The 14,064-nt window shown below is 67.8% G+C and carries 15 protein-coding genes and 1 pseudogene; 2 read left to right on the top strand and 14 right to left on the bottom strand.

The window, feature by feature from the left end; translation table 11 throughout:
* Positions 1–48: 48 nt before the first annotated feature.
* Positions 49–396, top strand: a complete 348-nt coding sequence (locus tag L858_RS0100005) for a hypothetical protein (RefSeq protein ID WP_022681089.1) — start codon at positions 49–51, stop codon at positions 394–396.
* Between the two features lie 6 nt (positions 397–402).
* On the opposite strand, the gene L858_RS0100010 is transcribed toward L858_RS0100005, so the two are convergent.
* From L858_RS0100010 to L858_RS0100070, 13 genes are all read right to left on the bottom strand, one after another.
* On the bottom strand, positions 403–1,155 hold the full coding sequence (locus L858_RS0100010; protein WP_022681090.1) for a prepilin peptidase: 753 nt from the start codon (positions 1,153–1,155) through the stop codon (positions 403–405).
* The gene (gene gspN, locus L858_RS0100015; protein WP_022681091.1) at positions 1,152–1,874 is read right to left on the bottom strand and encodes a type II secretion system protein N; all 723 of its coding nucleotides are present in this window, start codon (positions 1,872–1,874) and stop codon (positions 1,152–1,154) included. Before gspN ends, L858_RS0100010 begins: the two co-directional genes overlap by 4 nt.
* On the bottom strand, positions 1,871–2,356 hold the full coding sequence (gene gspM, locus L858_RS0100020; protein WP_028055631.1) for a type II secretion system protein GspM: 486 nt from the start codon (positions 2,354–2,356) through the stop codon (positions 1,871–1,873). Before gspM ends, gspN begins: the two co-directional genes overlap by 4 nt.
* Entirely contained in the window at positions 2,353–3,471 is a 1,119-nt protein-coding gene (gene gspL, locus L858_RS0100025) for a type II secretion system protein GspL (protein ID WP_022681093.1), read from the bottom strand. The genes gspM and gspL overlap by 4 nt, the downstream gene beginning before the upstream one ends.
* Complete coding sequence (gspK, locus tag L858_RS0100030; RefSeq protein WP_022681094.1) at positions 3,468–4,457, bottom strand: type II secretion system minor pseudopilin GspK; 990 nt, start codon at positions 4,455–4,457, stop codon at positions 3,468–3,470. The genes gspL and gspK overlap by 4 nt, the downstream gene beginning before the upstream one ends.
* On the bottom strand, positions 4,450–5,136 hold the full coding sequence (gene gspJ / locus L858_RS19235) for a type II secretion system minor pseudopilin GspJ (RefSeq protein ID WP_081643254.1): 687 nt from the start codon (positions 5,134–5,136) through the stop codon (positions 4,450–4,452). The genes gspK and gspJ overlap by 8 nt, the downstream gene beginning before the upstream one ends.
* Positions 5,136–5,498, bottom strand: coding sequence for a type II secretion system minor pseudopilin GspI (gene gspI / locus L858_RS0100040; protein WP_022681096.1), 363 nt, complete (start codon positions 5,496–5,498; stop codon positions 5,136–5,138). Before gspI ends, gspJ begins: the two co-directional genes overlap by 1 nt.
* The gene (locus tag L858_RS0100045) at positions 5,491–5,934 is read right to left on the bottom strand and encodes a GspH/FimT family pseudopilin (RefSeq protein ID WP_022681097.1); all 444 of its coding nucleotides are present in this window, start codon (positions 5,932–5,934) and stop codon (positions 5,491–5,493) included. Before L858_RS0100045 ends, gspI begins: the two co-directional genes overlap by 8 nt.
* 40 nt (positions 5,935–5,974) lie before the next feature.
* Complete coding sequence (gspG, locus tag L858_RS0100050) at positions 5,975–6,421, bottom strand: type II secretion system major pseudopilin GspG (RefSeq protein WP_028055634.1); 447 nt, start codon at positions 6,419–6,421, stop codon at positions 5,975–5,977.
* 92 nt (positions 6,422–6,513) lie between these two features.
* Positions 6,514–7,731 (bottom strand): type II secretion system inner membrane protein GspF, encoded by a 1,218-nt coding sequence (gspF, locus tag L858_RS0100055; protein ID WP_022681099.1) that lies wholly within the window; start codon positions 7,729–7,731, stop codon positions 6,514–6,516.
* Positions 7,724–9,268, bottom strand: a complete 1,545-nt coding sequence (gspE, locus tag L858_RS0100060; protein ID WP_051132566.1) for a type II secretion system ATPase GspE — start codon at positions 9,266–9,268, stop codon at positions 7,724–7,726. Before gspE ends, gspF begins: the two co-directional genes overlap by 8 nt.
* Before the next feature lie 81 nt (positions 9,269–9,349).
* Complete coding sequence (gene gspD / locus L858_RS0100065) at positions 9,350–11,521, bottom strand: type II secretion system secretin GspD (protein WP_022681101.1); 2,172 nt, start codon at positions 11,519–11,521, stop codon at positions 9,350–9,352.
* Positions 11,518–12,339 (bottom strand): type II secretion system protein N, encoded by an 822-nt coding sequence (locus tag L858_RS0100070; protein WP_028055636.1) that lies wholly within the window; start codon positions 12,337–12,339, stop codon positions 11,518–11,520. Before L858_RS0100070 ends, gspD begins: the two co-directional genes overlap by 4 nt.
* 137 nt (positions 12,340–12,476) lie before the next feature.
* On the opposite strand from L858_RS0100070, the pseudogene L858_RS21535 reads away from it, so the two are divergent.
* A pseudogene (locus L858_RS21535) lies at positions 12,477–12,566 on the top strand (oxygenase); the annotation flags it as partial.
* 3 nt (positions 12,567–12,569) lie between these two features.
* Here the strand turns inward: L858_RS21535 and L858_RS0100080 are convergent.
* The gene (locus L858_RS0100080) at positions 12,570–14,012 is read right to left on the bottom strand and encodes a CYTH and CHAD domain-containing protein (RefSeq protein WP_022681104.1); all 1,443 of its coding nucleotides are present in this window, start codon (positions 14,010–14,012) and stop codon (positions 12,570–12,572) included.
* Positions 14,013–14,064: the final 52 nt, after the last annotated feature.

A 14,064-nucleotide genomic window follows, 5' to 3' on the forward strand; every position in this document is an offset into this window, starting at 1 on the left:
TCAAGTCCCTCCTCCGCTACCATCATCTCCCTCACCTGCTAACCCAGTATGGCCTGGGACCGCTTTGCCGGAACGCCGCGCGGGGAGAGGCCGTTGCTGCTCGATAGCAACAGCCGGGAGAAAGCCATGCTGAAATTCACCCCTCTGGCGGTCGCCGCCCTCGCTTTGATCGCCTGCGCGCCTTCCGATCAGGCGGATTCCGGGGACTCGACCTTCGCGCCCAGCAACACGACCAGCGGCACCGTGCCTGACGGCATCCCCGGCGAAAGCGCCGGCAGCGCCAGAACAGACGGAGAGACGAGCACCCGCGGCGCCGTCACCGCAGCCGACAGCCCGACCTCCGCCCCCGGCTCCTCAGCCACCGGATCGGCGGCGCAGGGCGGATCGGGACGCTAACATGATCTAACCGACGATCATCTGCGCCACCCACCATCCCGGGACTGCCGCAAGCGCCAGAAAGGTGCCAAGCGGCACCCGCGTTCCACCGTCAATCGATCTCCCGGTCGCCAGAGCGCCCAGCACGGCCAACAACCCCAACGTCGTCGCCAGCAGCAGGATGAAGGGCAGCGCCTGCCAGCCGAACCATGCGCCCAGCGCGCCCAGCAGCTTGGCATCGCCCAGCCCCAGCCCTTCACGCCCGCGCAAGCCGCGATAGCCGAGCGCCACCGCCAGCAGGCCGACATAGCCCGCGACCGCCCCGACCACCCGATCGATCATCACGGCGTCGGTCGACCACAAGCCGATCGTCAGCCCCATGAAGGCGAGCGGCAGCGTCAGCGCATCGGGCAGCCAGAAATGCCGCTTGTCCAGCACCGCCAGCGTCAGCAGCAGCCAGCCGAGCAAGGCCCAGCCCACGCCGCCGAGATGGGGCGCGAAACCGACCGCCAGCGCACCGATGATCGCGCACGCCACCTCTACCCGACCATGCAGCGGATCGATCGCGCCGCCGCATGTCCGGCAGCGCCCCCGCTGCACCAACGCGCTCAGCAGCGGCACCAGATCAAGCACGCCCAATACCCGCCCGCACCCGTCGCAGGCCGACCGCCCTCGCGCCATGCCGCGTCCTTCGGGCCAGCGCAGGATCAGCGTGGCGAGGAAGCTTCCGGCAACTGCTCCGAGGACGCCGCCGAAAATCGCGGCCAGCGGTTCGATCACAGCGTCCCTTCGACCTTCAGCACGCGCACGCCGCCCGCGTCGGCAAAGCCGGCCTTCGCCAGCGCGGCGCCCAACGCCGCGTCTGCCGTCTCGACCCGCATCTCGGCCACATAGCGGCCGGAACGCCAGATGCGCAGATTGACCTTCTCCATCCCCGACTGGCTGACCAGCGGGAGCAACAGCGCGTCGCCATCGCATGCCGCCACGCCGGACAGACCCTGCGTCAGGTTCAGCCCCGGAAACTGCCCGGCCATCTGCGCCCTTATCCGTCCCTCGGCATGGCCGCAGCGCTGGCCGGAGAAATAGGCGCTCACATCCTCCATCACCAGACTGCCGACCGGCAGGGGCGCGAAGGTCCGTCCCAGCGGCACCGCGCCGCTCACATCATCCACGCCGATTCGCCCGAAGCCGACCGTCAGCGCGCCGCTCAGGTCATCGGCCGCGCCGCTACGCCGCCAGATGTCGAAGCGCGCCCGCCCGACCAGCAACGACATCGGCGACAGGCCGGCGCGCACTGATCCCAGCGATGTGGTGCCCAGCATCAGCTGGTCGATGGAGCCGCTCCAAACCGTCCCGCGCACTTCCCGCGCCGCGACGCCCAGCCGCTCCAGCCCCGCCATGCCCAGCGCAATCCGCATCGGCATGAAGATCAGGAACCCAAGCGCGAAGACCGTAATCAACGCGACCCGTACCCGGCGCGACAGATGCAGCCCGCTCACTGCCGCGCGCCCCGCACCAGCACCGCATGAACCGACACGCTGCCTGCCGTGGGCGAGGGTCGCGCGCTCATCGTCTCCACCCGGACGCCCTGCGCCTCCAGCGCCGCCAGCCAGGAAAAGAGCGCCACCGGCCGCACCGACGCCACCGCGATCTCCATCCGGTCGCTGCCCTGCGCCTGCGCCCGCTCCAGCGTCAGTCCCGCCTCACCAGCGCTCTGCCCGACGAACTGCTCGACCGACGCCGACGGGCCGACAGCTGCCGAGCGAGGGAGCGACTTCAGCAGCTTCACCTTCATGCGGATCGCCGCGTTGCGATCCGTCGCCTCACGCAAGGCGTCACGCGCCGACCGCTGCGCAGCCTCCAGCGGCCGGAATATGCCAAGCCACAGCACCACCACCGCGAGCAGCGCGAACATCACGCCCAGCATCCATTGCTCGCGCGGCGACCGCTCGCCCCACATCGTCCTCAGCCTGTCCATCATGACCGCACCGTGATGTCCGCCAGCGTCCGCCCGCCCGGGTCCTGTGAGGGCGTCGCCGTGATCGTGAAGCCCGCCGCCTGCAGCGCGAGCAGAACCATGTTGATGTCGTCCGCCTTCGCTGCCGCCAGGGTCGCGCGGATCATCCCGTCGGGATCGCGCGACAGGGTGGTCAGCGATACGCCCGGCGCATCCTGCATCGCGCTCAGCAACCCGGCGACCGGCGCGGTGAAGGCGTAGCTTCCCGCGCCCCGCGCCGCGAGTTGCCGATCCATCTCCGCCTCGGCCTGGCCAAGGTCGGACGCGCCTGGCACCACCTGCTGCGCACGCGCCAGGCTGTCGGCGTCCAGGCTGTTCGCCGTCGCATGTTGGCGCACCATGCCGACGAGCGCGATAAGCAGGCTGACGAGCAGGATCAGCGCGCTCCATAATATGATCCGCTCCAGCGTCCGCTTGTCGAGCGAGCGCCGCACTCGTTTGGCGAAGTCGCCCTGCCGCATGTCGAGTGGCGGACGCTCCAGCGCGGCGATCGCGCGTGCATTGACTTCCTCCGCCGCGACATCGCGAACCACGGCATCGCCGATCAGCTCCGGCAGGGCAAGATCGCCGGCCAGCGCCATGTCCGCGCCGCGCAGCACCGTCTCGGCGCCGACAACCCCCCGGCCAAACCCGTCGGATATTTCGGGCAGCAGCAGCGCCGCCGGCACGATGATGTCGGGATCGAGCCCATGATGCTGCGCCCACAGCAGCCAATGCTGCATGTCCGCGCGCGCCCCGACCGCGATCAGGTGCGGACGCGCAGGGTCATCATTCTCATCGCTCGCGGCGAACAGCTGGTCGCCCGGCACGATCGCACCGGCCAGCGCCAACAGCCGCGCCGCCGCCCGGCCCTGCCGCGCCGGCAATTCAGGATAGGACACCCAGTGCAGCGTCACCAGCGGCGCGGGCGGCACCAGCATCACCACGGCATCCTCGGGCAACGCCGCCAGCCCGCAGGCGGCGAGCCAATTGGCGCCCGCCCCGCTCTGCACCACCGCGCCATCCACCACGCGCATCCACAGCGGCTCGGCCTCGGCCGCTTCGGGCAGGGCGACGATCAGCGCCTCGCTACGGCTCACGCCCCGCTCCCCCAGTTGCGCCGCACCAGCACCGCCGGGCTTTGCCGCGCGTCGATCAGCGCCCGCTCCACAATCTGGGTTCCCCCGACATCCACCGACACTTCCACCCCGAAAAATCCCGTCGTCAATTTGACCTGCTGCCCGACTTCCTCCAGCGGACTGATCCCGCTGCTGGCGAGCGGAGCCCAGAATTGCACCGTGCTGCCGTAGCCCTCCGCCGGCCGCTGCGCCAGCAATTGCCGCGCCTGCGCGACGCTGATCTGCCCTTGCAACAGCATCGCGAACAAGGGCGCCTGATCGGGCAACAGCGTGTTGATGTTGATCGGCGAAAGATCTGCGGTCGGCAAAGCGCACGCCCACGGCCGCACCAGATCATAGATGGCCGGGCTGACGCCATGCACCGCCCGCAATTCGCTGGCATCGACCATGAAGCGGTTGGCCGTGCGATAGGGCCGCGCCGCCTGCGCATAGGTTTCGTCCTCCGCGCCGCCGGGCTGCGGCACGCTGTCCGTGTCGATCCAGTCCGCCAGCGACACCGCCGCGACCTGCGCCAGCCGGGCATCGACCCCCAGCGCCTGCAACAGCGCCTGGAACTGCGACACGCCCACGGGCCGCACCTTCAAATTGGCCTCATCATCGCCCGCGACCACGCTGTTCAGGTTGAAGCAGTTGCCGCCATCGGTCACCCGCGCGCTCGCCACGCCGCCCGGCACCGCGATCGGCTGGGGCGTGCCCATCCAGTTGCCCGCCAGCGTCGTCTTGCCGGGGTTCGCCGCCACCAGATCGTCGATCTTCAACCGCGCGACCTCAGCACCCGCATCGGCGAAGGCGCGCGCCTGATCGACCGCGCCGCCATTACCCGCCATCCGCGTCGCCAGCGCCAGCCGCTCCAGCGCGGTGGAGGCGACGACCGCCATCACCGCCACCAGCAGCAGCACCGTCAATAGCGCAGCGCCCTGCTCTCCGGCCTTGCGTGGATCAGCCACCCGCCGCCTCCCCTGACAGCTGCTCCGCAGGCCCCGGCCCGACAAGGAAGCGCAGCGTCACGGCCGGCTCGCCCGTGCGCGTGAGCGTCAACTCAACGGCGCGCGGCATCAGGTCCGGCTGCGTCGGCGCCCACTCTTCGCGCCACTCGCCCCTGCCGTCGCGAAAGCGCAAGGCGACATCCTCGACATTCTCCAGCAGCGCCGCCGGTTCATCGCCCGCCGCACCATCGACCTGCGCATAGGTGCGCCGCTCCAGCCTGCCCTGCCGCACCCAATATTCGACCTTCTGCAAGGACGGCCGCTGCAGATCGCCCAGATTATCCCAGCCGCCCCGCACGAACTGGAGCACGGGCACCGCTTCGCCCTCGCTATGCGACCAGAAAGCCGGCGCCAGCGTACCCGCCTCCGTCCGGCTGATGCGCGGCACCGCTTGCCCCAGGTCCGCCGCCAGCGCGCCGCTCGCCCGCTGCACCGCCGCCATGTCGTCCAGCCGTTCTTTGACCTGCGCCTGCGCCGACACGCTGTTCCCCAGCAGCAGCACGCCCGCCCCTGCCAGCATCGCAAAGATCATCAGCGCGACCAGCAGTTCGATCAGCGTGAAGCCGCTCTGCCCGGGCCCGCGCTTGCGCCCCTCCCCACCCCCGTTCCTTTTGAACGGCTGTCGAATAAGGACGCGCATCACTGCACCGCCCGCACAAAGCTCAGCACGACCGGCGATGATCCCGCCTGCCCGTCGACGGTCAGGTTGACCTGCAACAACCGCTTGTCGTCAGTCGCCTTGACCTCCCGGCTCCAGTGCCAGTGCCGCCCGCCATTCTCCACCTCGCCCTGCGCGGTCCCTGACGCGGGCGGTGAGGGATCGGTCTGCACCTCCACCATCATGTTGCGCGCGACAATCTGCGCCATCGCCTTGCTGTCGAGATCGGCGGCCGTATGCAGCGTCACCCCCTGCAACCGCACCAGCGCCAGCGCGGCGAGGCTGAACACCGCCAGCGCGACCAGCATTTCCAGCAGCGTAAAGCCCGCCTCGCGCCTAGCCACCGACGAGAACCTTTCCTGTCATATCGACGATGATAGAAACCCGCTCACCCTCGCGCGCCAGCGTCACCGTCATCGGATCGGTCGGCAGACCCGTGCCGTCGAAGCCGATCTGCTGCCGGCCGTCCTTACCCACCAGCGCCCGCGTGCCGCCCTTCCAGTTCGTGGTCACGAAGGGCTTGTCCTCCAACGGCGCCCACTTGCCGCCCTCACGGCGCTGAAAGCCATAGCCCGACGCCGACACCCAGAGCCCCATCGGCCGCGCGGTGACGACCGCTTCGTCGCGCGCGGCGGCAACGCGCGCGGCGAAGCGGTCGGCATCCTCGACCACCCGCCCTCGCGGATCGGGGATCGCCAGCACTACGGCAGCGGAAATGAAGCCGATGATCGTCAGCACGACCATCAGCTCTATGAGCGTAAACCCCTCCTCGGGAAGCACCGCCCTCCCCCCTTTCGGGCTGAACGGAAGGAGCTGCCGATCAAAGCTCGCTGGAATAAATATCCGCATTCTCGCTCTCGCCGCCCGGCTGGCCGTCCGCGCCCAGCGAACCGATGTCGAACGCGCCCTTCTTCCCCGGCACGGTATAGCTATAGGCGCGCCCCCACGGATCGTTGGGCAGCTTCTTGATATAGCCCCCGCGCCGATAGCGCTGCGGCTGCGCCAGCGTTGCCGGCGGGTTGATCAATGCCTGCAAACCGTCGGCCGCCGACGGATAGGTCAGGTTGTCGAGCCGATATTGTTCCAGCGCCTGCTCGATCGTGGCGATGTCCGCCTTCGCCTTCTCGACGCGCGCCGTGTCAGTCGCGGGAATGACGTTGATCGCCACGATCGTCGCCAACAGCCCGATGATGACGATGACGACCATCAGCTCGACGAGGGTGAACCCACTTTCTCCATCGTCATCCCCGCGCAGGCGGGGATCCATCTCCCGCCAGAAGCGCCAGGCGAAACGTTCAGGAGATGAATTCCCGCCTTCGCGAGAATGACGGCAGAGAAAATCGAACATACTCAACTCCTTCACGCCCCCGTCAGGCTCTGCAATTGCAGGATGGGCAGCAGGATGGACAAGATGATGACGGCGACGATGCCGCCCATGGCGATGATGATCACCGGCTCCAGCATGGCCAGCGCGGTGGAGGTGAAACTGTCGAACTCCCGCTCCAGATAATCCGCCGCCCGCTCCAGCATGGTGTCGAGCCGCCCCGCGCTCTCCCCACTCGCGGCCAGATAGACCAGCAGCGGCGGAAACACGCCCGCCCGCCGCAGCGCCGCCGACAGGCTGCCACCGCCGCGAATGGCCTCGACAATCTCTTCCGAAGCCTGCCGCAGCACCCGATTGTGCACGGTCTGGGTGGTGAGCGCCAAGCCCTCCATCAGCGGCAGCCGGCTCGCCACCATGGTCGAGAGCGTCCGCGCCATCCGGGCTGCATGCAGGTCGCGGATCAGCCGCCCCAGCAGCGGCAGCCGCAGCAGCATGCCATCGAAGCGATAGCGAAAGCTGTCCACCTTCATCGCGCGCCAGAAGCCGAATGCGCCAAGCCCGATCAGCACCAGCAACAGCCACCAATAGCCAGCCAGAAAAGCCGAAAGCCCCATCACCATCCGCGTCAGCAGCGGCAGTTGCTGCCCTACTGTGTCGAACTGCTCGACGACCTTCGGCACGACGAAGATCATCAGCGCCGCCACCACGCAAACGGCAAAGGCCGCCAGCACGCTGGGATAGGCGATAGCGGTCAGCACCTTCGACCGAATGACCGCCTGCCGCTCCATCAGTTCGGAAAGCCGCTCCATGATAGTCGGCAGGCTGCCCGAACTCTCGCCCGCCGACACCATCGCCCGATAGAGCGCCGGAAAGCTTTTCGGCTCCGCACCCAGCGCGTCGGCCAGCCGCCGCCCCTCCAGCACGCCGGAGTGCACCTTGCCCACGATCGCCCGCACATGATCCTGCTCGCTCTGCCGCCCGATCGTGCGCAGCGATTCCTCCAGCGGGCTCACCTGGATCAGCGTGGACAACTGCCGGGTGAACAGCGTCAATTCCTTGGCCGACAGGCGCGGCGACCGCAACGACAGCCCCGCCCGCTTGCGCGCCGTCTCGACCGCGCCCGGCTCGATCCGCACGATGAACAGCTTGCGCGCGTCCAGTCGGGCGCGCGCATCCTCCACCGTCTCGGCCTTGACCGATCCCTTGCGCTCGCGGCCGGCCGGATCGATGGCGATATAGTCATACTCAGCCATCGGCGATGCTTTCCACCTCCGCCGCCTCGCGCCGGGACACACGGATCGCTTCCTCCGCCGTCGTCTGCCCGTCGCGCACCAGCGCCCGCGCCGCCGACCCCAGATTGGGCGCGTTCAGGAAGGCATGCCGCGCGATCAGAGACTCATCGCCGCCATCGTTGATCAGGCGCCGGATCGTATCGTCCACCCGGATCGCCTCGAACACGCCGATGCGCCCCCTGTAGCCCGTCCCGTTGCACTCTTCGCACCCACGCGCCCGATAGATGATCGTGCCCGGATCGAAGCCCAGCAGCGCGCTCGCCGACTTGTCCGCCTGCACTGGCTCGCGGCAATGCTGGCACAACCGCCGCACCAGCCGCTGCGCGATCACCGCGCGCAGCGTGGAGGCGAGCAGGAACGGCTCCACCCGCATGTCCCGCATCCGGGTGATCGCGCCCACGGCGTCATTGGTGTGCACGGTCGAGAGCACCAGATGCCCTGTCAGCGACGCTTGCACAGCGATCTCCGCCGTCTCCCGGTCGCGAATTTCGCCGACCATCACCACATCGGGGTCCTGCCGCAAGATCGCCCGCAGCCCGGCGGCAAAGGTGAGGCCGACCTTCGCATTCACCTGCGTCTGCCCGACACCCTCGACCGCATATTCCACTGGGTCCTCGACCGTCAGGATATTGCGCGTCCCGTCATTCAACTGGCGCACGCCCGCATAGAGCGTCGTCGTCTTGCCCGAACCGGTCGGCCCGGTGACGAGAATGATACCGTTGGGCTCCTGCAGGCCCTCGCGGAAGATCCGGTCCGCCGCCCCCGCCATGCCCAGCAGGTCGAGGTTCATTCCCGCATTCTCCTTGTCGAGAATACGCAGCACCACCCGCTCGCCCGCCCGGCTCGGCAGCGTCGATACGCGCACGTCGAGCAGCTTGCCGCCCAGCGTCAGCCCGATGCGCCCATCCTGCGGCACGCGCCGCTCGGCAATGTCGAGCCGCGCCATCACCTTGATGCGGCTGACCACCACCGGCGCCACATGCGGCGGCATGCGCAGCGTCTCGCGCAGCACTCCATCGACGCGCATGCGCACGATCAGGCCCGTTTCATAAGGCTCGATATGAATGTCCGACACGCCCTGCCGCGCGGCCTCGGCAATGATGCCGTTGATCAGGCGGATGGCGGGCGCATCGTCCGCGCTGTCGAGCAGATCGTCGGCGGTCGGAATATCGGCGGCCAGGATGTCGAGTTCATCCGCCCCGACCTCCAGCGATCCCGCCATGGCGGCAGCGCTCCCCTCCATCGCATAATGGTCGGACAGATGCCGGTCGAACTGCGCCGGATCGACAAAGCGCACGTCGAAGCTGCGCGCCAGATGCCGCCGCACCTCCAGCAGCACGCGCGGATCGCTCCCCTCGCGCACGGCGATGGTGAGGCGCTCGCCGTCCAGCGGCAGCATGACGACGCCATGCTTGCGCGCGAAGACATAGGGAATGTCGACGGCGCGGGGAGGCACTTGCACGCTTATGCCAAGCGGATCGGATACGGCTTCACTCACACCAACCTCCGTTCGGGCTGCGCGAAGTCGAAGCCTCGTGCCGAGCCCAGCGAAGCTCACTCCGGGCGGGGCAGGCATATATCACGGCCGCTCTCCACCGACCGGCCGCACCACGCTGCTCGACCGCCGCGCCGTCGGCTCGATTATCTCCGCCGCCGGCTGCACCACCGCGTCCCCCGGTTGCGGCGCTGCCTCCGGAGGCGCCGCGCCCATATAGTCGCGCACCAGTTCATCGATACTCGGCTCGGCATCGGGATTGCGCTGCAACTGCATGCCCCGGACATAGCCGTAGCGCTGCTGCGTCAGCCGCTGCGCATCCTCCTTCGACCGCAGGATCGTCGGCCGGATGAAGACCATGAGGTTGGTCTTGGTCCGGCTCTTGCTGCGCGACTTGAACAGCTCGCCGAGGCCCGGAATGTCGGACAGCAACGGAATGCGCTCGATCGTCCGCCGTTCATTATCGTCCAGCAGGCCGCCCAGCGCCAATATCTCGCCATCGTCCACCGTGACCGTCGTCTCGATCTCGCGCTTGTTGATGATGAGGTCGCTGTTGTCGTTGCTGACCGGCCCGGCGACGCTCGACACTTCCTGCTTCAGGAACAGCTTGATCGCGCCGCCGGTATTGATCTGCGGCTTCACTTCCAGCTTGATGCCGACATCCTGCCGCTGCACCGTGCGGAACTGGTTGTCGAAATTCTGGCTGAGCGCTTCGCCTGTGGTGATCGGCACCTGCTGGCCGACCAGGATCGAGGCCTTTTGATTATCCAGCGTCATGATCGACGGCGTCGACAGGATATTGCTGTTGGTGTCGGATTTCACCGCGTTGATGATCGCGCCGAAGATGCCGTTCCTGCCGATCTGCGTGCCAAGGCCGCCGATGATCCCGGTCGCGCTTTGCAGGCTGTTGATCGCCGCTTGCTGCAGGGTGCTCGCCAGCTCGCCATTTTCCCGCGTTTCCGTCGTCGTGCGCGTGCCGTCAGGCGCCACCACCGTGGTCGTCGTCGTCCCCAGTTCACTGGCGGCGACCGCCCCGCCGAGCGTCAACAGGTTCGGCTGCGCATTGGAATAGTTGGTCGCGGCAAAGCCGGTGCTGGTGCTGCCGATCAGGAATTGCACGCCCAGCTTCTTGGCGGCGGCGTCGCTGATCTCGACGATGATCGCCTCCACCAGCACCTGCTCGCGCCGGGAGTCGAGCTGCCGCACCGTCTCGCCCAGCATGCGCTGCACATCGCTGTTCGCCGCAACGATGATCGCGTTCGCGCCTTCATAGCGCGTCACGATCGCCGGCCCGCGATTGGAGATCCCACTACCCGACCCGCCCGAACTGGCGACCGCTACGGATGCGGCCGGTGAGACAGCCGATGCCCCGCCACCCGCCGCAGGCGTCGAAGCGGTCACCGGCGAACTGGTGGCCTGCCCCACCAGCTGCTGCAACACCGGCAACAGCTTCTCCGCGTCGGCATGTTCCAGCCAATAGACCCGAATCTCCGTCCCGCTTGCCGCCTGCCGGTCGAGGTCGCGCGCCATCTGCGCCAGCCGCGCCACCGTCCCGGCATCCCCCCGGATCGCGACCGAATTGCTGCTGTCGACCGGCACGATGGTCGCCGCCCTGGCCGCGCCCTCCCCGCCCGATGTCACCAGCGCCTGAAGCGAGGTCGCGATCTCGCGCGCGCCCGCATTCTTCAGCAGCACCGTCGTGGTGGAGGCGGTGTCCCGGTCGATCCGCGCCAGCACCTGCCGGATGCGGCCGATATTGTCGGCATAGTCTGCCACGACCACGCTGTTGCCGGCCCGGTTGGCCGTCACGGAGCCATCCCGGCTCACCAGCGGACGCAGCGTTTCCAGCGCGCTCGCCGCGTCGATGGAGCGCAGGCGGAACACCTCCGTCACGAACTGGTTGCGATTGGCCGCACGCCCCACGAGGCTCGGCTGCCCCGCCGCGCCATCAGCGGGCTGTATGCGATAAGCGCCGCCCGGCGCGGGCACCGCCACCAACCCGTTGGCGCGCAGGGTCGACAGGAAAATCTCGAAATATTCCGATCGCGACAAAGGCCGGTCGGTCACGACCGACACCTTCCCCTGCACCCGATTGTCGATGATGAAGGTCCGCCCCGTCACCCGCGCCGCGTCCTGAATGAATGCGCGGATATCCGCATCGCGCACATTCAGCGTCTGCTGTGCCATGACGGGCGAGCCAAAGGGCGTCGCCAGCGCGAGCGCCATGGCGGCGGAAAGAAGCAATTGTCTGGTCATTGGCCTTGCAGTGTCAGGTTGATGGTCGCCGGGCTCGCGCCGCGCTCCACCGTCAGGGAGATGCGCGCGCCGGGGATGAGCTTCCCTTGCAGCGCCTGAAGATCGGATGCGGAGCCGATCGGCTGCCCATCCACCGCCGTCACGATGTCACCCGGCTGGAAACCGGCGACTTGGAAGCCGGGACCGCGGCCGCTCAGGATCAGGCCGGTGACGCGGCCATTCTGCATCCGTGGCGTGAAGCCGATGTCGCGCTTCAGGCTGTCGGCGGTGGGATTATCCTGCCCCACCAGCGCCGGCGCGCCAGGAGCAGCACCGCCCGGCGCGACAGCAGGCGCGGGCTGTGACTGGTCGAGGAAAACCTGCTCCTCCGCGCCGCCCCGGTCGATGGTGATATGATCGAAAGCAACGGCCTTCAACACGACGCCGGGCATGATCTCATCGCCGACGGCATAGCTATTCTGCACGCCGTCCGGCCCCGCGACGATCGCGGAGCCCTGTCCCGATCCCTCGTTCAGCCGAATGCCGTACACCGTCAGCGCCAGTGAGGTCACGACCCCGCCGCCAGCCGGCTGCGGCCCGCCGCGATAAAAGGGATCGAAGCTCGAAAACAGCGCCTGCCGCGCCGCCGGAGCGGGAAACTGTGCCTGCCTTCCTTCCCACGGGCCGAAGCTGCCGACCGGCGTCAGCACCGCCCAGACCAGCCGCGCGCATTGCAGGGCGAGCAGGCCGAGCAGCAGCTTCTCAGCCATCGACAGCCAGTCGATCGGCGCCAGCCGCCCGCCCATGGTCCTTAAATTGTCACGAAAAGGCACACGCATGAGCGCCGCTGATCCCCCTTGATGCCTGCGCCTGCTAGGAAATTGGTTTTACTGGCAGATGACATCTTTGTGACGCTTTGATGACAAGCGCAACGAAGGAAACGACGGTGCTTGCATTTCACGCGACCAGCGATAGCAACCCCGCCAGCATCCACCACGGCATGAAGGTGCGCAGCGGCGTCAAGCACATCATCACCAAATGGTATCGCGAACGCCCCTGGGGCTAGACGCTATGTCCAGAAGCGCTTGGCATCCACCAGCGCCTCATGCGCGTCGGCGGCCGCCGCGATCACCTTGCGCTTCGCCTTCGCGTCGGGCGTCAATTCGCCCTGATCGTCCAGCCCATAGTGGCGGAGCGTCTCCGCCCCCGTCGCGAAATCGCTGAGCGTTCCCAGTTCCGCCTGCATCTTCTCCAACGCGGCGACGAACTTCCCCTGTCTCCGCCGCTGCTTCTTGTCCTCGTAAAGCCCGACGAAAAATTCGGCGGCATAGCGCAGCTTCTTGGCGTTCTTGCGCACCTCATGCCGTTCGTCGTCGGACAGGTCCTCCATATCCTCGCCGCCTTTCGCGATGCGGCGGTAGAGCTTCTGCATCCGCTTGCCCGCAAAGCGCGCGGCCGGCATTTCCCGTTTCACCGCATCGCCCTGCCCTGCGCCGAGCGAGAGCCATTCCACCAGATCCATCATCAGCATCCGCACCCGCGCCGATCGCAGCCAATGTCCGATGCGCGTGTGCACCTCAGCCCGCACCACCTCCAGCCGCTCGCGCAGATCGTCATTCTCGGCTCGCTCCGCCAGCACGTCCAGATTGCGCGCCTCGCCCAATTCACCCGCCAGCCATTTGAGCTCGCCCTGAAAGCGCGCCAAATCCTCCAGCGCCAGCATCGGCTTGAACAGAAACAGCGCGGAACGCAGCCGCCGGATCGCCACCCGCGCCTGGTGCAGCGCCTTGGGATCATAATGATCCATCAGCAGCGCTTCGTTCAGCCGATAATGCCGCACGCAGGCGAGCACGACCTGCACGAACGCCCTTTGCGCCGTCATCGATCCATTGAGCGCCACCGCTTCGGCCTTCACCGCCGTCGGCAGCGCTTCCAGCAGCCGATAGCCGCGCTCCGACTTGCTCAGCACCGCCGGCCGCACCGGCACCTCCGCATCGATCCGCCGCGCCAGCGCGAACAATGCGCCCGGCTCGCCTGACTTGAGTTCCAGTTCGACCTCGCAGACCGGCTCCTCGCGGTCGCCCGCATGCACCCGCCCCTGGTCCAGCACCAGTTCGATCTCGGCGCCATTTTCCGCGACCAGCCAGGTGCGGCGCTCGACATCGACATGGAACATCGGTTCGATCGCCTGCACCGCATCGCCCAGCATCGCCGCGACCGGCGTGCGCGTGTCGAGCACCGGCACATTGCCCGGCACCGGCATCTCCCACTCAGCCCGCGCAAACAGTCCGGTCGCGCCATCGCGGTCCGCCTTCACCGTCTGCACCCGCCGCTTGCCCGATTTACGGATGCGCAGGCTCACGCCCTTGCCCGAAAGCTGCTTGTCGGGCGTATCGAAATAGACCGCCTCCAGTTTCGCTACTTCGCTTTGCTCGGGCAGCAGGGAAAGCCGGGAGAATGGCTCCGCCAACTCGCACGCCAGCTCCAGCTTGAGTTCGACTTCCTGTTTCAAGGCTGCCTCCGCCGCAATACCCCGGCCGACCGGAGCACGCCTTAGCATGAAC

Origin of the sequence: Sphingobium bisphenolivorans, assembly GCF_000412635.1 — a bacterium.
GTDB classification, from domain to species: domain Bacteria; phylum Pseudomonadota; class Alphaproteobacteria; order Sphingomonadales; family Sphingomonadaceae; genus Sphingobium; species Sphingobium bisphenolivorans.

Excerpts from the sequence above, each read along its gene's own strand:
- gspJ (WP_081643254.1), bottom strand. The coding sequence starts at position 5,136 with ATGCGCGTCCTTATTCGACAGCCGTTCAAAAGGAACGGGGGTGGGGAG.
- L858_RS0100005 (WP_022681089.1), top strand. The coding sequence starts at position 49 with ATGGCCTGGGACCGCTTTGCCGGAACGCCGCGCGGGGAGAGGCCGTTG.
- gspD (WP_022681101.1), bottom strand. The coding sequence starts at position 11,521 with ATGACCAGACAATTGCTTCTTTCCGCCGCCATGGCGCTCGCGCTGGCG.
- gspF (WP_022681099.1), bottom strand. The coding sequence starts at position 7,731 with ATGGCTGAGTATGACTATATCGCCATCGATCCGGCCGGCCGCGAGCGC.
- gspG (WP_028055634.1), bottom strand. The coding sequence starts at position 6,421 with ATGGATCCCCGCCTGCGCGGGGATGACGATGGAGAAAGTGGGTTCACC.
- gspM (WP_028055631.1), bottom strand. The coding sequence starts at position 2,356 with ATGATGGACAGGCTGAGGACGATGTGGGGCGAGCGGTCGCCGCGCGAG.
- L858_RS0100070 (WP_028055636.1), bottom strand. The coding sequence starts at position 12,339 with ATGCGTGTGCCTTTTCGTGACAATTTAAGGACCATGGGCGGGCGGCTG.